An 18,927-nucleotide genomic window follows, 5' to 3' on the forward strand; every position below is an offset into this window, starting at 1 on the left:
GCGCCTTACCAGCTGGCCGGATCCACCTTGTAGTAGCCCTGCAGCTCCCGGTACAGCGCCGCGTCATAGCCGAGCAATGCGGAGCCCTGCTCAAAAAACACCTCTGACACAACAGAGAAAAACTCTGCAGGGTCCTGCGCACCGTAATGGTCCAGCAGCACTTGCTGGTGCATAAAGGCTTCGCCCTGCAAGCGATCAAAGGCCGCACTCAACACGGCTTTCCAGCGCTGGGGGTTGTAGCTGGCGTCGCCCGCCAACGGCAAAGGTGCACCCATGGCCTGGCCGTTTTCCTGGTCCAGCTGGTGGGCGAATTCATGAATCACGACATTGCGGCCATCCTGCGGGTCGGCAGCACCCTGCAATACGTCTTGCCAGGACAGGATGACTTGCCCCTGCGACCAGGATTCGCCTGCCAGCGCCTGGCGCTGGGCATGGTGCACGCCGGCAGCATCGGTGTGGCTGCGGTCTACCAGAAACGCCGCCGGATACAGCAGGATTTGACGAACCCCTGCGAAGTAGTCCGCCGGCACACCCCGGGTGCGATTGAGCAGGAGCAGGCAGGCATGGGCGGCCACGACTACCCGCATTTCGTCGGTGACGCGCAGGCCGTCGCATCCGATGAACGCCTTCTCCGCCACAAACACCTGAATGTGCTTTTTGAGTTGCAGCTGCAAGTCAGCCGGCAGGCGCGCAAACAGGGGCACCCGCTTGCGCAAATGCTTGCGCCATGCCGCCGGAAAAGGTTGTTCCTGCAGGCGGCTGCGCCGCCAAGCCAACCAGCGCGGGTACCACAAGAAGCCGGCCAAGAGCGCAAATGCGGCGATACAAAACAAAGTAAAGGCCACAGGTCTCCCGTTAGCGGCGTTGCATGAACACTGTAACTGGAGGCCCTGCGGCCTTTTTCAAGCGCCCACAGACGCGTGGGACTTAACGTGCCACCAGCACAGGCACGGGGCTTTGCGCCACCACCTTGGCGGCCACACTGCCCAGCACCAGGCGCGCCACGCCGGAGCGGCCGTGTGAACCGATGACGATGAGATCTGCACCCACGGTCTGCGCGCTTTGCACAATGCCGTTGACCGCCGTCGCATCTTCCACGAAGCGGGCTTCGAGCTCCACAGGTGCGCCGTTGCGGCACAGAGCATCCACATGCGCGTGCGCTTGAGCTGCCAGTTGTTGCCCGGCAGATGCATAGGCCTGCAGACCCGCAGGGTTCATTTCGCCGATGCCAATATAGGGGTATGGGTCAGCCACATACAGGGCCGTGAGTTTGGCGCCGTGGGTGCGGGCGAGGTTGACAGCCAGTTGGGCTGCGTGCTCTGAAGAGGCCGAGCCGTCCGTGGCCAGCAGAATGTGTTTGAACATGGTGTCCTCCTGTATTGGGATGCCACCACTGTGCGCGCCCACTGCGCTACATTCCTTGACCTACATCATCAGCACGACCATGCGACACCGCCTCCTCGCCACACTTTTGATCTGCATCACCCCTGCTGCCTTTGCGGTGCAGGACTGTGAGTTCAACGGCCAATCCATCAACACCAACAATGGCGCGGAAACCGCCGGTAAAACCGGCATGGTGCGCTGCAAAGACCGGGACACGGGCCGCTTGGAGCGCGAATACGAGCTGCGCAATGGCGACTCTTACGGCCTGATGCGCTACTACCGCGACGGCAAGCTGAACAAGGAATTCACCACCACACCGAATGGCCCCCATGTGGGTCTGGAGCGCGAGTGGGCCGCCAATGGCCAGCTCATCGAAGAGTTCACCAACGTGAACGGCAACGCCCGTGGCCTGCGGCGCAGCTGGTACGACAGTGGCGCACCCAAACGCGTGGAGTTCGTGGCGGATACCGAGCGGGAGGGCGCAGCGGCCCACTTCACGGCCAACAAGCAGCTCAGCGAATTGCGCTGTGGCCCCAAGCCCTTGTTGGCGCCCCATGTGGACGATGCTGCCCTGTGCGGCTTTGGTGGAAAAGCATCTACCGTTTCCACGTTTGGCAGCGACGGCACCCTGCGTGGCACCCAGACCCTCCTAGCCGGCGTGGTGCAAAAGTCCACCCGCTTTTACGCCAGTGGCAAGCCGTCGGACGACCTGGAACGCAACGGTACCCAAGTCAAAGAAGGCTTTTACGCCGAGGACGGCATCAAGCGTCGCGAAAAGCTGTGGGACGAAAGCAGTCGCCCTGCACTCTTGCTGCGTGATGCCGAGTTCCACGCCTTTGGCACATTGGTGCGGGAGCGGCTGTACACCCTGGCAGAGAGCAACGGCCGCAAACGCAGCCGCCTTGCTTTGGACGCACGCTACTTCCTGAATGGCCAACCCCAAAGCAAAGAAAAGTTTACGCTTGAAGGCAGCACCGAAGTGCGCGAATGGCAGCGTTTTACCGACAGCGGCAAGCTGCGCTTCCAGGGCAGCTTTGTAACGGATGGTCGCTACAGCGAACGGGCAATCGGCGTGCACTTGAGCTTCTTCGAGAACGGTAAAACCGAACTCGAAAACACCTACGACACCCAAGGCAACATCAAACGCCAACGCGTGTGGGATGCAGACGGCACCCTGCGCAGTGACGACGAGTTGTTTGAGGACGGCTCACGCAAGGCCATGGGCAAATAGACTTCTTCGCCTTGTCATATCGCAGCGCTAAACTCGGCTCCAAATAAACCGAGAGCAGAGATGCTGCGACTCATGAAGAGAAACGCCGTCGTTGGCCTGATTTTGACTGCGCTGCTGCACGTCAGCACGTGGGCTGCACCCATGCAATACATCTATCCGCCACCCGAAAGCGGAGCGGATGTGCGCATGAATTTTTACTGGGACATTCTGCAACTGGCGCTCGACGAAACCCAGAGCAAGTGGGGCCCGTACGAACTGCAGCCCAGCCCCAAAGTGATGACACCCGCCCGCGCCGAAATGCAGTTGGGCAACAGCCAGGACATCAGCGTCATGGCCCGCACCACCAGCATGGAAAGGGAGAAAAAGTTGCTCCCGATCCGCATTCCGCTCGACAAGGGGCTCACCGGCTACCGCCTGTTTTTGATCAAGGGCATCAACCAGGCCGCCTTCAGCGGCATACGCGGCACGAGCGAACTCCGGCAATTCAGCATCGGACAGGCGGCAAGCTGGATCGATGTGGACATCTTGCGCTACGCCGGTTTGGACGTGGTGACCGGCCCCACCTACGAAAGCCTGTTTCCAATGTTGGACGCAGGAAGGTTTGACCTGTTCTCGCGCGGAGTGAACGAAATCAGCGCAGAACTCGCCAGCAACATCCCGGCCTACCCCGACCTGACGGTGGAGAAAAAGCTGGTGCTGTACTACCCACTACCGCGCTATTTCTTTTTCCCCAGAACGCCGGAAGGTGAAAAGCTGGCCCAGCGCGCTGACGAGGGAATACGCTTACTGGTGCGCAATGGCAAGTTCCAGAAGCGTTACCTGCAATTCAAGAAAAGCATTCTTTCGGATATCAACCTCTCGGGCCGCAGAGTCATCCGCATTGCCAACCCCACGCTGTCCAAAGAGACACCCTTGGCAGACAAGGAGCTATGGGACAACCTGGAAGCCGAGCTGCGCTGAACGCGACTCAGAACAAGGACAGGTTCTCGGGCGGCGGTGGGCTGTCGCTGCGGGTCACAGCGCGTGGTGTTTTGTTGGCACGCTCCAAGGGTGCGGGCTCGCCCCGCATCTCTTGCGCAGGAAAGCATTGCATGAACTCCATGGCCTGCTGCGGGCTGGCATCCAGCCAATCGGCGTAGCGCCCGGGCGGCACGATCACCGGCATGCGCTTCTCATCGCCGGGTCGGTGCATGCGGCCCATAAGGGGGTGACCATCAGCATTCACCGTCAGCAAGGTAAAGCTGTCCGCCTGCTCGCCACTGGCCTTGTCCGTCCAGCGCTCCCACAAACCCGCCACCGCAAAAGGCTCACCGTCGGGCATGGAAATGCGCCAGCGAACCGCACGGCCACCATTTGCAGCTGCATCTTCCCAGCAGGGATCAAAGAAACACTCCATGGGCACCAGCGCCCACTGCCGGGCAGCCCACGCATGGCGGAAGCTGGGTTTGATGGCTGCAGTTTCGCTGCGTGCGTTGTAGGTGCCGCGGGACAGTTCACGGGCATGTTGCGCATCTTTGCTCCAGGCGGGCATAAGCCCGAACTGGGCTACTTGCAAGGCCACTCTGCCCTGCCCGCTGCGTGCCACGACAGGTGCGGCATAGCCGGGAAAAGTTTCAGCAGGCCAGCTTGCAGCCCCCACAGGCAAAGAAGCCACAGGCCCCAGCCGTTGCTCCAGAAAATCGACCCGCGCAGAAGGGATGAAGTTGGTGCACATGGCTTCAACGCTATGAAATCAGGAGCTGTTCGCGCATATTCGACGGGCGCTTACGGCTACTTTTTCTCTATTCCTCGTCTGAGGGAGCGGGCTTGTCGGCCGCAGCCTCACGGGCATCGCTGTGACGGGGTTGATCAGGGCGCTTCACCTTTTTGAGGCGGATGAGGCGGGCCATCTCGATGGCGTCCTTCTTCATCTGGCGCTCTGCGTCGATTTGCTTGCCCTCGGCCAGCCACTGGGCAAATTGTTCCGGCGTCTCCAAGGTAATGCGGCCCAGCACCGCACTGCGGAAATCGTGGATCACGATCTCTGCAGCCTTGTTCAGGTTGATGCGCCCCCCCGACTGCAAGGCACCGCGCTTGCGGCCAATGGCGTCCAGCAGCTGTTCGTCGGTTTGACCCGCCACACCGGTCAGCTTGTAGCGCGCCTCCAGCGTGCCGGCGTAATGCTGACGGAGGTAGTCCAGCAGTTCGAGGGCGACTTCTTCTTCGTCGAAGGCATTTTTGCCGATGGCACCGCTGGCCGCCAGGTTGTAGCCACTCTTGGCCACGATGATGCGGGGCCACAGAACGCCGGGGGTGTCGTAGAGGTAGAAGTCGTCCGCAATGGTGATGCGCTGCTCGATTTTGGTCACCCCGGCCTCGTCGCCGGTTTTGGCAGCGCGCTTGCCCTTGAGGGTGTTGATCAGCGTGGACTTGCCCACGTTGGGAATGCCGCAAATCAGCACCCGCATGGGTTTAGCCATACCGCCCCGGTTGGGGGCCAGTTCGTGGCAGGCGGCCACCAGCGCCTTGGCAGGGGTGGTCATGCTGGCATCCAGCGGCAGCGCACGCACGCCGGGCATAGCGTTGTAGTGCGCCAGCCAGAGCGCGGTGCGTTCAGGGTCCGCCAAGTCCTGCTTGTTAAGCACTTTGAGTGCGGGCTTGGTCGCCGTTAGCTCAGCCAGCATGGGGTTGGCGCTCGACCCGGGCAGGCGTGCATCGAGCAGCTCAATGACGACATCAATCTCCTTGATGCGTTCCTGAATTGCCTTGCGGGTCAGGTGCATATGCCCCGGGAACCACTGAATTGCCATGCCGTATGTCTTTCTGTCGCTGCGCTAAACCCTGCATTGTCCCGTATGTGGCCCGCATGCACCGCTTAGACAGCCGCCCCTAGGAAAGAGGCCGGATTTAAGGTGTCTTCACTAGGGGGCTTCTTGAGAATCCAGCCATAGACCTATTGATTCATCTTTCCACAGGAGTTTTCCATGAGCACCACCCTCACCAGCGCTACCAATGACCTGATCGCCAGCTACGGCAACACGGCCAAGAACGTGATCAACGCCTACCGCCTGGGCAACGAGCGCGCTGCCGGCTACGTGGAAAAGACCTGGTCTGCCGCCGTGCAAAAAGCCGGCAAGCGCATCAGCAGCGAAGTGCGTACCAACGCCCTGAGCGCTCAGAAGAAAATCACCGGCTACTACGTGCAAGGCGTCACCTTGACCACCGACACCGCAGACACCGCTGTCAACAAAGCCGTTGAGCTGGCCGGCAAGGGCTTGGAACAAGCCGCCGTAAACGCCACCCGCTTTAAGCAAAGCACCGGCCTGAACACCCTGAGCACTGTGGCCAACGCCGCCGTGCCCGCTGTGGTGGCTGTGAACAAAGTGGCTGCCAAGCTGGAAGCCAAGAGCGGCGATCTGGTGGCCCGCATTGCAGGCTCCAAGGTCAAGGCCAAAGTGGCTGGCGCCAAGCGCGCTGTGAAAAAGACAGCCCGCAAGGCTGCGCCCCGCGTGCGCAAGGCTGCAGCCGCTGTTGAAGCAACCGTAGCCGTTTAATAGCTGTTTAGGCAGCCACGGTGCGGCGCCCCGCCACCAAGCGGTGGGGTGCCAGAAACTCCTTGAGGTAGACACCAAAGGGCATGGTGTCTGCCGCCTCAATGGCGCGCTGGGCTTCCCAGGATTGCGCCGATTCCTGCTCAAACTGTGCCTGCACCTCTGCCGCCAAAGGCTGCGCCAACATGGCGTCGCGGGTGCGGTTGCTTTGCGCCAACACAAACTTCGCAAACGAGCCTTGGTGATCTTGCTGCATGGCTTGCAGCACGCGGGCGGATGGCAGTGTGTCCGGCTGCTCCAGGCCGATAACCGCATGGGCCAACGCTTGGGTGTACAGAGTGTTGCCATGCGCAGCATCGAGCGCTTGCGCAAACGGCTGCATCTGGGCCAGAAGCTCGCGCCCCCAGTCCACCAACGATATTGCTTGTCCGTTGCGTTGCAATTGCAAGCCGAGTTGGCGGCCGCGCTCGGCCACGTCCTGCTGGTTGCGGGCCAAGGCAGCAATCTCGGCAGGGGTGTCGTCCGGGCTGGCTGCAGCCAGGCTGTGCAACAGGAACACATCCAGAAAGCGCATGGTGCTGCTGTTGATACCCACCACCTCGAAGGGGTCCAGGTCCATCAGCCGCACTTCCACATACTCCACACCGCGCTCGCGCAATGCGTGCAGGGGGCGCTCGCCCGGAAAAGTGACCCGCTTGGGGCGGATGGTGCCGTAAAACTCGTTCTCGATTTGCAGCAAGCTGGTCGCCAGCTGGCGGTATTCACCGTCCGGGCCTTGCACGCCGATAGCCTCGTAGGCGGGGTAGGCTTGCGTGAGCGCACCCTGCAAGGAATGGCCGTAGCCCTCCAGGCTGTTGTAGCTCACTGCGAGCGACGATTGCGCATCGCTCTGGTAGCCCAGCCGGCCCATACGCAGGGAGGTGGCATAGGGCAAATACATGGTGCCGTCGCTCAGGGGCTGCAATTGGTGCTGGCGACCTGCCACAAAGGTGGAGCACACCGCCGGTGATGCACCGAACAAATACAGCAGCAAAAACGCATGGCGACGGAAGTTGCGGATCAGGCCGAAGTAGGCCTCGCTGGACACATCCGGCAACGACCAGTTGTAGTGAATGCCCGAGATAGTTTGCATGCGCCGCCCGTAGCGGTGGCCCAGGCCCATGCGGTACACGGTTTTAGAGCGGCCCACGTTGGAGCTGCCGTATTGCCCCAGGGGAATGGCGTCGTCATCCGGAAGACAACAAGGCATGCTGGACACCCAGAGGCGCTCCTCGCCCATGCTTTGCAGGGTGAAGCGCTGCACATCGGTGAGCTCTTGCAGGCAGTCTTCAGGTTGGGCGTGTACGCCGGTGATGAGCTCCACCTGCGACTCACTGAAATCGGTGGTGATGTGCGGATGCGTCAAAGCCGAGCCCATTGCATGGGGATGCGGCGTCATGGCCAAACTGCCACCGGGGAGTGCGCGCAAGCTTTCTTTTTCGAGACCCCGGCGAATGCCGCGCAGACGCTCGGGGGTCAGGGCACTAAGGGCCTCTTGTGTTCTGTCCATTACCAATGGCCCTTAACTTTTTGACGGGGGCGCAAAGGTACCACAGGCGGATGAAACGTGCAGGACGCCGGCTTTCCCTTCGCATTGGCCTTCATTTGGTGCAAATACAGGGTTTTTCAAGGTTTCAATTTACAGACCAGACATAAATAATGGGCGCATGGTTGCCATGGAAGTCTTTATCTGGTCGTGCATGCTGGGCGGTTTGATCACGCTGGCTTGCGGAGCCCTGAGCGAAATCCTGGTCCACAACTCCATCGCCTCCTGGCGCGGGCTGGCTTATGTGCTGGTCATGGGCAGCAGCTGCGTGCTGATGTCGGGCCTGCCCATGACCCTGATACCGGGCTTGCAAGCCCATACGCTGTTGCTGCTGCAATCCACCTTCGGGCCCTTGAGCGGCGCACTGGTGCTGCGCTACCTCGGCTTGTGGCTGGGTGTCGCGCTGGTGGACCGCCTGGTGCACAACACCATCATGTGGGGCGCTACCTTGCTGGTAGTGGTGTCGGGCTATTTGGCGATAGTCGGCGCTGGCTGGCTGGAGCTGTCGGGCTTGAACCCGCTGCTGGTATCTGCTTGCGTGAGTGCGCTGGGCGTATTGCTGGCCTTTCAGGCTTGTGTGCGCGCCAGCATGCTGGGTGACGACCTCGCCCGCTGGATGGTGCTGGCCTGCGCTTTCCTGGGCGTGATGGTGCTGGGCCTGTATGCCTGCGCACTGTGGCCAGACGCCATCAGCCTGCCCGCCAAGGCCTTGATTGCGGTAGGCACCGTGGCGCACTTTCTGGTGGGCATTACCCTCACGGCGCGTCGCAACCGGCACAACCGAAGGCTCAAGATGCTGGCAGGGGACGACAAGGGTTTCGACCGCGCCACCGGCCTGCCCACAGGCTCTGTGCTACTGGCCAAGGTAGATGACGCCCTCTGGCGCGCTGAGCGTGCCCATGCCCAATGCACTGTGGTGGCCCTGCACTTGCGCAACCTCTATTCCATGAGCGAGGCCGCCGGCCACACGGTAGACCAACAAATTTTGTCGGCCATGGCGGCGCGCTTGCGACGTGCAGTGGGTTTTCGCTACGTGGTGGGGCTGTACCACCCGCGCTGCTTTGTGGTGGTCATATCGGCAGGCCCCAACCCCAAAGAGGTGGACCGCCTGATCTTCCGTATGCGTGCCCTGCTCAACAAGCCGCTCATGGTGTCTGACCCGCGTGCAGGCATGCACCACTTCCAACCGCAATACGGCGTGGGCATCTCGCGGCTGGTGCCAGGCACCGCCCGCCCTCAGGAAGTGCTGGACGAGACCGAGCAGCGCGCACTGGCCCACATCAACGGCGAAATGCTGCCCGAGATGGACTCTGCAACTGCATCTACCGCCGCTGCCCCCTTGCGCTAGGGGCAGCGTGCTCCATGCTCAGGCCTTGCCGGCCAGGTGGGACAAAGCGCGAGTCACTTCCTGGCTGCCTTGCGCAGCGCCACTCTCCGGCACCATGTCACCAGCACGGGCCAGTACTTGCCGCAGGTTCGCGGCCAAAGTTTCTGGCGCTTGCGCATCCAGCCCAATCCACGCGCCTTGGGTGAGCGTGATGTGCGCGGCCTCCACGCTGCCGGCACCAGCACACAGCGTGGTGCGGGTGGGCGCGTCCTCAGACACCAGCACCAACATGGCGGGCACCACGGCTTCGGGCTTGAGGGCTGCCAGCACTTGGGGCGGCATCAAGCCTTCGGTCATGCGGGTGGCGGCCGTGGGAGCCAGGCTGTTGACGTGGATGTTATTTTTGGCGCCCTCCAGTGCCAGGGTTTGCATCAAACCCACCAGCGCCAGCTTGGCAGCGCCATAGTTGCTCTGGCCGAAGTTGCCGTACAGGCCGGAGCTGGAGGTGGTCATGAGAATGCGACCGTACTTTTGCTCGGTCATGTGGGGCCACACGGCCTTGCAGCAATGCACTGCGCCCATGAGGTGCACGTCCACCACGGTGCGGAAATCGGCAATCTCCATCTTGGCGAAGCTCTTGTCGCGCAGGATGCCGGCGTTGTTCACCAATATGTCTACCCGGCCCCAGGCATCCATGGCCTGCTGCACCATGGCCTGCACGGCCTCAAAGTCAGTGACCGATGCGCCATTGGCCATGGCCTCGCCACCGGCCGCACGAATTTCGGCCACCACGGACTCGGCTGCGGAGAGCGAGCCACCGGAGCCATCGCGCGCGCCGCCCAGGTCGTTCACCACCACTTTGGCACCGCGTGCGGCCAGGGCCAACGCATGTTGGCGACCCAAGCCGCCGCCTGCGCCCGTTACGATGGCCACGCGGCCTTTGAAATCTAGATTCATGACTCGTCTCCTCGGGTTGTGGGTTCCGACCAAGGGCAAGTCCGTAGGCCCCCAGTCAGCTGCAGGTACTTTAATTCAAGCAGTTGCTCACCAAAAAACAAAACAGAAATAACAGTCCCATGCAAGACACCCTCGCCCCCGCCAGCGGCACGCCGCGCGATGCCTCCACCGTCGTGCTGCTGCGCGATGCCCGTCACGGCCTCGAGGTGTTTTTGATGAAGCGCAGCGGCCTCTCAGACACCTTTGGCGAGGCCTATGTGTTCCCGGGTGGCAAGCTGGACGCGCACGACAGCAGCCCTGCCGCCCTGGCAGCTCTGGACGAGCCGGCCACCGCCTTGGCGCAGCGCCTGGGCGAGGCGGACCAAAGCCCCGAGTTGGCTGCCGGCTTGTATGTAGCGGCCCTGCGCGAGCTATACGAAGAGGCCGGTGTGCTCTTGGCACGTGGCGAGCGCCGCCCGGCCAGCCTGCAAAGTGCCGACTGGCAGGCCTGGGTGGACGCGTCTGCCGCTCAGCTTGCAGCCAGCGCACTGGTGCCCTGGAGCCGCTGGATCACGCCCCGCATGGCGGCGCTGAGTAAAAAGCGGTTTGACACACGCCTCTTCCTCGCACTGGCCCCCAGTGACCAAATCGCCAGCCACGACAACTATGAAACCACCGCCAGCATCTGGCTGCCGCCGGTAGAAGCCCTGCAGCGCTACCACCGGGGCGAGATCGAAATGGCTCCGCCCCAGATCATGAGCCTCGGCCACCTGGCACGTTACACCACAGCGGCAGAGGCAATGACTGCAGCCCGGGCACAAGTGCCACCCTGCATCTGCCCTGAAAATTTTGAGGAAGACGGCACCGTCATCCTCAGCTACCCCGGTGACCCGCGCCACTCGGTGCAAGCGCGCGCCCTACCCGGCCCTACCCGCATGGTGGTGCGCAACAAGCGCTTTGTGCCCGAAGGCCCGCTGGAGAGTTTGTGGAGTTGAGTGCCGCGCAGATTGCTACAAAATCAGAAGCTGCTCGCGCATATTCCACGGGCGCTAGAGGCCTATTTTCTTTATAAACAGCTGCTCGGTCACTTCTTTGCCCCATTGGGACCCCGGCTGGCTTTGGGCTAGTTCAAAGCCATGTTTCTCATACAAATGTCGGGCCGCCAGCAGCCCTTCAAACGTCCACAGGTGCACCTGCCGGTAGCCCCGCTGCGCGCAAAACTCCAGCGCAGCCGTCAGCAACTGCGAGCCTATGCCTTGGCCACGTGAAGCGACTGAGGTGATGAACCAGCGCAAATGCGCACCCTTGGTTTCGTGGTGCGACCCATCGATGGCAATGGAGCCGTGAATCACCTCGTTTTGCTCGGCCAGCCAGAGGCCATCGCGGCCCTCTTGGTAGTCCACGCAAAACGCCGCCAAGCCAGAGGCCACCTTGGCTTCAAAGGAAACACCAAAGCCTGCGGTGCGGGCGTAGTAGCCGGCGTGCAACTCGACGATGCGGCCGATACAACCGGGGCGGTAACCGAGATGAATATTCATATCTGCGGGACTCTACTGCGTATCCATGCATCCACATCGCTGGGCTTGACCAGCGTGCGCATTTCGTCAAACGCGACCTGCGCTTCAGGGTAGTGGCGGCGCAGCAGGTTGAGCCACTGCTTCACACGACCGGCCTGCTGCTTTTGCTCCAGGCGCGTGCTGGCCACTTGCCAGAAAGCGTGCATCAGCGGGCCCAGGTCTTGCCACGTCCAGTCGTCCCCCGGCTGGGCCATGCTGCCCTCTGCGGTGCCCATGGCCGCCAGAATGCTGCGGGCCAGAGCCGGGCGGGCCACAATGCCGCGGCCCAGCATCAGCGCGTTGCAACCGCTTTGCGACACGGCGGCCTGGGCGTCTTGCACGTTCCAGATTTCACCATTCACCACCACCGGCACCTGCACCGCACCCCGCACATCGGCCACGCGGTCCCAGTAGGCGGGTGGGCGGTAACCCTGGGCCTTGGTGCGGGCGTGCACCACGATCTCGGCAGCACCCCCGGCCTCCAGTGCACGGGCGCAGTCCAGGGCCAGGCTGTCGTCGTTGTAGCCCAAGCGCATCTTGGCGGTCACGGGAATCTGGGCCGGCACCGCTGCGCGCACGGCGGCCACGATGGTGTGAAGAATCTCGGGGTCTTGCAGCAGCGTGGCGCCACCGCCATGGCGGTTGACCACCTTGGCCGGGCAGCCGAAGTTCAGGTCAATGCCGGGCGAGCCCATTTCGGCCAGGCGCGCTGCGTTCTCGGCCATGCAGGGTGCATCCGACCCTAGCAGCTGCGGCCACACCGGCACGCCTGCAAAGGTGCGCGCGCCGAACTCCAGCTCGGGCACGGTACGAAGGAGCGCCTTCTCAGACATCAGCGAGTGGGTGATGCGAATGAACTCCGACACGCACTTCTCCACCCCACCCACACGGGTCAGGATGTCGCGCAACACAAAGTCGAGAAGCCCCTCCATGGGGGCGAGGTAGATACGTACGGGCACTGGAATGGTGAGATGCGGCTCTGGGGGAATCAGGGGCGCATTGTCACCGCATTCCAATTTCGGGCCTGCGCGTGGCGTTAGTCGTCATTCACGGGTACAGCGCCGTCAATCAGGTTCCAGTGCGCGGTCACGCCCTTGCCGCAGGCCAGCTGGGTGACCTGCCCCGTGCGTTCTTGGATGACCCGAACGCCCACCGCGCTGGGCGGCTTTGCGCCCTGCTCGTATTCGTCAAACAGCTCATAGATGAAATCGCCCGAGGTGAACCGCAGCTGCGTGCGGTCCGTCTGGGCGCGAAAGTAATGCGAGTGCACAAACTTGGCGGGCGAGCCCGCCTTGTCTTTGGGAAATTGCAGTTCCACAGCCCCCAGCTTGCCAAAGCGGTAGACCAGATAGCCCTTGCTTGGGCTGGCCAGCAAGCGCGGCGACGCACACACCGACACCACCTTGGCCGTGCGCTGCAGCTGGCAGCTGAACACCACCTCTTCGGCGGGCGTGCAATGGGTGGGTGCTGCGATGCTGAAGGCCGGCAGCAGCAGAACCATTGCACTTGGACCCAAGCGCGCCACAGGCCAGCTCACTGCTTGGACAACACGATGTGCGTCGCCCGGGCTGACGCCACATGCTGCGTGCAGGTGTAACCCAATGCAGGCAGGTCTACGCCCTCAAACAGCCGCTCGCCAGCGCCCAACAGCACGGGCGAAATGGCAATGTGCATCTCGTCAATCAAGCCGAGGCGCAGGTATTGCTGAATGGTGTTGACGCCACCGCCCACGCGCACGTCTTTGCCACCCGCTGCCGCACGGGCGCGCTCCAGCGCAACCACAGGGCCTTCGGTCACGAAGTGGAAGGTGGTGCCACCTTCCATGACGAGCGGTGGGCGCGCATGGTGCGTCAGCACAAACACCGGCACGTGGTACACCGGGTTGTCGCCCCACCACCCGCGCCAACTCTCGTCCGGCCATGGCCCGCGCACCGGGCCGAACATGTTGCGCCCCAGAATCCAGGCGCCCACATTCTGAAAGCCACGTGCCGCAAAGTCTTCGTCAACCCCCGTCTCACCACTGTCGTTGCCGAACAGGTTTTTCTGAAACGTCTTGGTAGGAATCGCCCAGCCGTGTAAGGTCGTGCCGCCAATGCCCAGAGGATTGTTCAAATCCTGGTCAGGCCCGGCACCGAAGCCGTCGAGGGAGATGGTGAAACTTTCTACGCGGAGTTTGGGCATGGGGAATCTCACTATAGAAGTGTTACTCAGCGCGGATTAGCGCTATTTGGGCTCTGCATATTTCTGCTTCAAAAGAATCTTTGCATTTACTTGGGTGATTTGCTTCAAGTACTGCGGACTATCTGAGCTCCACATCCAAAAGAAATAGTCGCCAGAAGCGTTTCTCAGTATCCGTTTAATCACCAAAGACTGGAGCGTGCTTTCGTTATAGCGGGGTTCCTCTGTGTACTGCATGGTTTCAGCTTTGTTATGAAATCGCTCAGCTCCGGGATAGCCACTCGTCATAGCCAGCGCCGTGGTTTCATCGGTTCTCCAATCCGCTATCCGAGCAATATTTTCCCTGTCTCTTTTCAAAAACATAAAGCCAAGCCAGCATACAAAAGCCATAGACACAGAGAAGACTGCCGACATAAGTCCGAGCCCCTTCAATCCGCCTACGTAGCCCGAAACCTGAATGCTGAACGAAAGACAAAAAAAGCACCATCCAACCAGCTTTACTACACGAGCAAACCACTGATATCTGATTTCGTTGTTACGCCTGTCGTAATGATCGATGCACTCGGAAATCATGACGACAACAGCGCTAAAGAACGCCGCGAACATGACCCACGCAGGGAGATCATGAAGATGGACGCCACCGCCTCTTTTGGCAGGAATGTAGAGATCGTTGATCCAAACCCCATAAGTCCCATAGGAGAGGAGTACAACTGAAGATAGCAAATTGAACCAGCGCTCTTTTAGCGGAACTTCATTAGGTACATATTTCTTGACATCAGTCTCAGCTTCATTCTCAGAATGCCATGTCGAGTTCTTGTCGGTCTCCATTGTCGTAGCCACTCCCTCAGGCGAAATTTATATCACCGTGGGAACGCAATAAAAAAGGGCGCCGCTGCGCCCTTTTCATTCAAACACTGGCTCTAAGACTCAGTGCCGAATCAAGTGATCAAACGCACTCAGCGCGGCCTTGGAGCCTTCGCTGGCTGCAATCACGATTTGCTTGTAGGGCACGGTGGTGCAGTCACCTGCGGCAAACACGCCGGGCACGTTGGTGTGGCCCTTGGCGTCCACCACGATTTCGCCGAACTTGCTCAGGTCCACCACGCCCTTCAGGAACTCGGTGTTGGGCACCAGGCCGATTTGCACAAACACGCCTTCCAGCGCCACATGGTGCTCCACGCCAGTGGCGCGGTCTTTGTACTTGAGGCCGTTGACCTTGCCGTCGGCACCGGTGATCTCGGTGGTTTGGGCGTTGGTGTGCACGGTCACGTTGGGCAGGCTGTGCAGCTTTTTGACCAGCACGGCGTCGGCTTTCAGTTGGTCGGCAAACTCAATCACGGTCACGTACTTCACCACGCCGGCCAGGTCGATAGCGGCTTCGATGCCGGAGTTGCCCCCGCCAATCACCGCCACGTCTTTGCCCTTGAACAAGGGGCCGTCGCAGTGCGGGCAGTAAGCCACGCCTTTGTTTTTGTACTCGGCTTCGCCGGGCACGTTTACATTGCGCCAGCGGGCGCCGGTGGACAAGATCACCGTCTTGGCCTTGAGCGTGCCGCCGTTGGCCAACACCACTTCAGTCAAGCCACCGGCTTCCGCGGCGGGCACGATTTTGTCGGCGCGCTGCAGGTTCATGATGTCCACGCCGTACGAGCGGGTCTGGGCTTCCAGGGCGGCGGCGAACTTGGGGCCATCGGTTTCTTGCACCGAGGGGTAGTTCTCAATGGCCATGGTGTCGTTGGTCTGGCCGCCAAAGCGCTCGGCCGCCACACCCACGCGAATGCCTTTGCGGGCGGCGTACACCGCAGCAGCCGCACCTGCGGGGCCACCGCCGACAATGAGCACGTCAAACGCTTCTTTGGCACTCAACTTGGCAGCGTCTTTGTCGGCCGCGCCGGTGTCGAGCTTGGCCACAATTTCTTCGACCAGCATGCGGCCGTTGCCGAAGAGCGCGCCGTTCAGGTAGACGCTGGGCACCGCCATGATTTCGCGGGCGTTGATTTCCTCCTGGAAGGCGCCGCCTTCGATCACGGTGGTTTTGACCTTGGGGTTCAGGATGGCCATGAGGCTCAGGGCCTGCACCACGTCCGGGCAGTTGTGGCAGGTCAGGGACATGTAGACCTCGAAATTGAAGTCGCCGTCCAGGCCTTTGATCTGGTCGATCACGTCTTGTTCGACCTTGGGCGGGTGGCCGCCGGTCCACAGCAGGGCCAGCACCAGCGAGGTGAATTCGTGGCCCAAAGGCAAGCCGGCAAAGCGCAGGCTGGTGTCAGTGCCACCGCGCTTGAGGCTGAAAGAGGGTTTGCGGGCATCGGTGCCGTCGTAGGCGACCGAGATTTTGTCGGCACGCAAGCTCTGGATGGTTTGCAGCAGGTCGCGCATTTCCACCGAATTGTCGTCCTCACCGAGGGACGCCACGATCTCGATCGGTAGCGTCACGCGTTCCAGGTAGGCGCCGAGCTGGGATTTGAGTGTGTCGTCAAGCATGGTGATTCCTCGTCTTACTTACTATCAATTTCGTAGCTGTTCGCGCCGGTTTTATGGGCGCTAGAGCCATATTTCGGGTAAAAAAAAGCCGGACGGCCTCGCGCACATGCACAAGGACGCTGTCCGGCCGGGGGAGCGCACCGGGCGCTCCACCTTGAGAGCCGTTGGCTTAGATCTTGCCGACCAGGTCCAGGGAAGGAGTGATGGTCTTGGAGCCTTCGTTCCACTTGGCTGGGCACACTTGGCCGGGGTTAGCGGCGGTGTACTGGGCAGCCTTGAGCTTGCGCAGGGTTTCCTTGACGTCACGTGCGATCTCGTTGGAGTGCACTTCCATGGTCTTGATCTGACCTTCTGGGTTGATGATGAAGGTGCCGCGCAGTGCCAGGCCTTCTTCGTCGATATGCACGTCAAAAGCGCGTGTCAGGGCGTGTGTGGGGTCGCCGATCAGGGGGAACTTGGCCTTGCCCACTGCGGGGGAGGTTTCGTGCCACACCTTGTGTGCGAAGTGGGTGTCGGTGGTCACGATGTAAACCTCGGCACCGGCCTTTTGGAATTCAGCGTAGTTGTCAGCTGCGTCTTCCACTTCGGTGGGGCAGTTGAAGGTGAAAGCGGCAGGCATGAAAATGAACACGTTCCACTTGCCCTTGATGGACTCGTTGGACACGGTGACGAACTTGCCGTTGTGGAAAGCTTCGTTCTTGAAAGCTTGGATTTGCGTGTTGATCAAAGACATGGTGACTTCCTGTAGAAATAGGTTGTTCGTGAAGTGAACGGGGTGAATCTTAGGCCTTCTTTGCCATGTTCAGGGTTGATTGATCCAATGGAGTAGATTGGCAAAACCTATAAGCCTGCCCCACACCCCATAGGAATCTTCCATGGGCTTATGACACCGATGTGAACAGCCGGTGGTGCAAGCGCCGCAAAGACCACCAAACGCTGCCTGCCACCACCGGAATGGCGGCTGCAGCCGTTATCTCAGGGCTCAAGGGCCAACCGTGGTGAGAGGCCGCCTTGGCCATGTAGCTCACCAGACCGACGATGTAGTAGGTGATGGCCGCAACCGAAAGCCCCTCCACGGTGGACTGCAACTGCAGCTGCAGGCCCTGGCGGGTGTTCATGGTGGCCAGGAGCGCCTGGCTGCTTTGCTGCTGCTCGATCTCCACCCGCGTACGCAGCAGGTTGCTGATGCGGGACACGCGCTGCGACAGAGCATCCTGCCGCCGGCTGGACCACGCACAGGTGCTGCGCGCGGGGGTGAGGCGCCGGTCCATGAATTCACGGATGGTTTGCATGCCCGCCAGGCGCGACTCGGCAATGTCTTCAATACGCTTGTCCACCAATTCAAAGTAGGCCGCACTGGCCGAAAAGCGCGAATGGGTGGCAGCGTGCTGGCTCTCCACTTGCCCTGCCAGGCGGGTCAGCCGGTCTAGCAACATGGGTTCGTCATTGCGGGTGGCGGAGCGTATGGCTTCGGCCAATTCCGCAAGTTCACGTTCCGCGCTGGCCAGCACGTGCGAGGCTTCGCGCGCTGCGGGCAGGCCCAGCAAGGCGGCCATGCGATAGGTCTCGATTTCCAGCAGGCACTGCACCAAGCGACCCAAGCGGCGTGGCGTCATGCCACCGGCCAGTAGCACCATGCGAGAGAAGCCATCGGCATGCACCGAAAAGTCGGTGTACACCTCGCCCAAGCCATCGGCCACCGTGGAGGCCACCAGCGTTTCTTCGTGCAGCACATGGCGCAGCCACGGCATCACGGTTTCTTCCTTGGCGGGCAACACCCACAAGTGCAGGCACGCCAAGCACTCGCCGGGCAGCTCGGCAAACCACTGTTGGGGCACTGCGTCCAGCGCGACTTCAGGGTCCCGCTCCGTGCCGCCCTGGGCGGCAATGCTGCGCATGAAAGTCCAGGTCACAAACTCGGTGTGCAGTTCCCAGCGCACTTTGAAGGGGCCGAAATCCATGCGCATATGGATGGAGCCTTCCTCTGGCGCCGGCAGGTGGTGGTCGCGTGCCAATGCAGCCATGTGCGCGCGGCTGGCATCGCGCTGCTCGGTGTTGCAGGCCATGACGACATGCGAAAGCGCCATGGGCATGCCCATGGGTTCGGGCGGGCGGGCATGCACTTCGTTGTGCAGCGAAAGGCGCAGGCGGTGCTGGGGAGGTAGCTGTGTCATGGCGGCTTCGATGAAGGCATGCTGCATTGCAGCGTTACCGGATCATAGAGCCCCGAAGGAGGCACTAGCCCCCGCATAAATTCACACGAAAGTACCCTGCTCGCCTTGAAGTTGGCAGCCGCTGATCAGCCATTCCTTGTTTTTTTGTAGCTCCAGGGTGTAGGCCGCCATCCAATTCACGCCGTTCTCATCGGTGAGGCGCACCCTCACGAGAGCAGCCTTGCCATGGATCACAGGCTTCAGGAATGCAGCATTGGAGTTGCGGTAAACCACGCTGTAGCGGGTCTTCACAAGAGCCATGAAGTTCTGCGCGTTGCCCGACATGGCTTTGATGCCGGGGGCTGCGTATTTGAACGCCTGCTCGGCATCGTCCGCAGCAAATGCGTCCAACTGTTGCTGGATGACCGTGATCACTGCGGTTTCGTTTTTGTCAGCCTCGGCGTGCGCAGGTAGCGCACTACTCAAAGCAAACAAAACCCATAGCGCTACCGCGCGGGACACAGAACGAAGAAAACGGATCACGCTGTTAGCCATAGAACCCCC

Annotated in this window: 20 protein-coding genes; 5 read left to right on the forward strand and 15 right to left on the reverse strand. The window is 61.2% G+C overall.

Annotation, left to right across the window (positions count from 1 at the left end; translation table 11 throughout):
• Positions 1–5 precede the first annotated feature (5 nt).
• Both ACOAP0_RS04020 and ACOAP0_RS04025 read right to left on the reverse strand, forming a co-directional pair.
• Positions 6–845 (reverse strand): M90 family metallopeptidase, encoded by an 840-nt coding sequence (locus ACOAP0_RS04020; RefSeq protein ID WP_498375490.1) that lies wholly within the window; start codon positions 843–845, stop codon positions 6–8.
• An 82-nt stretch (positions 846–927) separates the two neighbouring features.
• On the reverse strand, positions 928–1,365 hold the full coding sequence (locus ACOAP0_RS04025) for a universal stress protein (RefSeq protein WP_481873052.1): 438 nt from the start codon (positions 1,363–1,365) through the stop codon (positions 928–930).
• A 79-nt stretch (positions 1,366–1,444) separates the two neighbouring features.
• Here ACOAP0_RS04025 and ACOAP0_RS04030 point away from each other — a divergent pair, with 79 nt between their 5' ends.
• Positions 1,445–2,614: a toxin-antitoxin system YwqK family antitoxin gene (locus ACOAP0_RS04030; RefSeq protein ID WP_498375489.1), complete on the forward strand. Its 1,170-nt coding sequence runs from the start codon at positions 1,445–1,447 to the stop codon at positions 2,612–2,614.
• Positions 2,615–2,686: 72 nt separating this feature from the next.
• A complete protein-coding gene (locus ACOAP0_RS04035; protein ID WP_498375488.1) occupies positions 2,687–3,574 on the forward strand; it encodes a transporter substrate-binding domain-containing protein in 888 nt (295 codons plus the stop codon).
• A 7-nt stretch (positions 3,575–3,581) separates the two neighbouring features.
• Here ACOAP0_RS04035 and ACOAP0_RS04040 read toward each other — a convergent pair whose 3' ends face one another.
• Together ACOAP0_RS04040 and ylqF are read right to left on the reverse strand one after the other, a co-directional pair.
• Positions 3,582–4,328 carry an SOS response-associated peptidase gene (locus tag ACOAP0_RS04040; RefSeq protein WP_498375487.1) on the reverse strand — a complete coding sequence of 249 codons (747 nt, stop codon included), beginning with the start codon at positions 4,326–4,328 and terminating at the stop codon, positions 3,582–3,584.
• Between the two features lie 67 nt (positions 4,329–4,395).
• On the reverse strand, positions 4,396–5,403 hold the full coding sequence (ylqF, locus tag ACOAP0_RS04045) for a ribosome biogenesis GTPase YlqF (RefSeq protein ID WP_087494609.1): 1,008 nt from the start codon (positions 5,401–5,403) through the stop codon (positions 4,396–4,398).
• 174 nt (positions 5,404–5,577) lie between these two features.
• On the opposite strand from ylqF, the gene ACOAP0_RS04050 reads away from it, so the two are divergent.
• Positions 5,578–6,147, forward strand: a complete 570-nt coding sequence (locus ACOAP0_RS04050) for a hypothetical protein (protein WP_498375486.1) — start codon at positions 5,578–5,580, stop codon at positions 6,145–6,147.
• Between the two features lie 7 nt (positions 6,148–6,154).
• Here the strand turns inward: ACOAP0_RS04050 and gshA are convergent, their stop codons facing one another.
• Positions 6,155–7,693, reverse strand: a complete 1,539-nt coding sequence (gene gshA / locus ACOAP0_RS04055) for a glutamate--cysteine ligase (RefSeq protein WP_498375485.1) — start codon at positions 7,691–7,693, stop codon at positions 6,155–6,157.
• A gap of 166 nt (positions 7,694–7,859) precedes the next feature.
• Here gshA and ACOAP0_RS04060 point away from each other — a divergent pair, with 166 nt between their 5' ends.
• On the forward strand, positions 7,860–9,077 hold the full coding sequence (locus ACOAP0_RS04060) for a GGDEF domain-containing protein (RefSeq protein ID WP_498375484.1): 1,218 nt from the start codon (positions 7,860–7,862) through the stop codon (positions 9,075–9,077).
• A gap of 18 nt (positions 9,078–9,095) precedes the next feature.
• Here the strand turns inward: ACOAP0_RS04060 and ACOAP0_RS04065 are convergent, their stop codons facing one another.
• On the reverse strand, positions 9,096–10,013 hold the full coding sequence (locus ACOAP0_RS04065) for an SDR family oxidoreductase (RefSeq protein WP_498375483.1): 918 nt from the start codon (positions 10,011–10,013) through the stop codon (positions 9,096–9,098).
• A gap of 119 nt (positions 10,014–10,132) precedes the next feature.
• Here ACOAP0_RS04065 and ACOAP0_RS04070 point away from each other — a divergent pair, with 119 nt between their 5' ends.
• Positions 10,133–10,987, forward strand: a complete 855-nt coding sequence (locus ACOAP0_RS04070) for an NUDIX hydrolase (RefSeq protein ID WP_498391321.1) — start codon at positions 10,133–10,135, stop codon at positions 10,985–10,987.
• Positions 10,988–11,041: 54 nt separating this feature from the next.
• Here the strand turns inward: ACOAP0_RS04070 and ACOAP0_RS04075 are convergent, their stop codons facing one another.
• From ACOAP0_RS04075 to ACOAP0_RS04115, 9 genes are all read right to left on the reverse strand, one after another.
• Positions 11,042–11,530 (reverse strand): GNAT family N-acetyltransferase, encoded by a 489-nt coding sequence (locus tag ACOAP0_RS04075; RefSeq protein ID WP_498375482.1) that lies wholly within the window; start codon positions 11,528–11,530, stop codon positions 11,042–11,044.
• Positions 11,527–12,480, reverse strand: coding sequence for a tRNA dihydrouridine synthase (locus ACOAP0_RS04080; RefSeq protein ID WP_498376099.1), 954 nt, complete (start codon positions 12,478–12,480; stop codon positions 11,527–11,529). The genes ACOAP0_RS04075 and ACOAP0_RS04080 overlap by 4 nt, the downstream gene beginning before the upstream one ends.
• A gap of 104 nt (positions 12,481–12,584) precedes the next feature.
• Positions 12,585–13,049, reverse strand: a complete 465-nt coding sequence (locus tag ACOAP0_RS04085) for a hypothetical protein (protein ID WP_498375481.1) — start codon at positions 13,047–13,049, stop codon at positions 12,585–12,587.
• Between the two features lie 32 nt (positions 13,050–13,081).
• Complete coding sequence (locus ACOAP0_RS04090) at positions 13,082–13,729, reverse strand: dihydrofolate reductase family protein (RefSeq protein ID WP_498375480.1); 648 nt, start codon at positions 13,727–13,729, stop codon at positions 13,082–13,084.
• Positions 13,730–13,771: 42 nt separating this feature from the next.
• On the reverse strand, positions 13,772–14,554 hold the full coding sequence (locus ACOAP0_RS04095; protein WP_498375479.1) for a hypothetical protein: 783 nt from the start codon (positions 14,552–14,554) through the stop codon (positions 13,772–13,774).
• Positions 14,555–14,653: 99 nt separating this feature from the next.
• Positions 14,654–16,210 carry an alkyl hydroperoxide reductase subunit F gene (ahpF, locus tag ACOAP0_RS04100; RefSeq protein ID WP_498375478.1) on the reverse strand — a complete coding sequence of 519 codons (1,557 nt, stop codon included), beginning with the start codon at positions 16,208–16,210 and terminating at the stop codon, positions 14,654–14,656.
• Positions 16,211–16,379: 169 nt separating this feature from the next.
• On the reverse strand, positions 16,380–16,943 hold the full coding sequence (ahpC, locus tag ACOAP0_RS04105) for an alkyl hydroperoxide reductase subunit C (RefSeq protein ID WP_087494620.1): 564 nt from the start codon (positions 16,941–16,943) through the stop codon (positions 16,380–16,382).
• Between the two features lie 148 nt (positions 16,944–17,091).
• Positions 17,092–18,384 carry a DUF3422 family protein gene (locus ACOAP0_RS04110; protein ID WP_498375477.1) on the reverse strand — a complete coding sequence of 431 codons (1,293 nt, stop codon included), beginning with the start codon at positions 18,382–18,384 and terminating at the stop codon, positions 17,092–17,094.
• Between the two features lie 81 nt (positions 18,385–18,465).
• Positions 18,466–18,918, reverse strand: a complete 453-nt coding sequence (locus ACOAP0_RS04115; protein WP_498375476.1) for a DUF4864 domain-containing protein — start codon at positions 18,916–18,918, stop codon at positions 18,466–18,468.
• Positions 18,919–18,927: the final 9 nt, after the last annotated feature.

The sequence above is a fragment of the Curvibacter sp. Hmag1.1 genome (assembly GCF_059769165.1).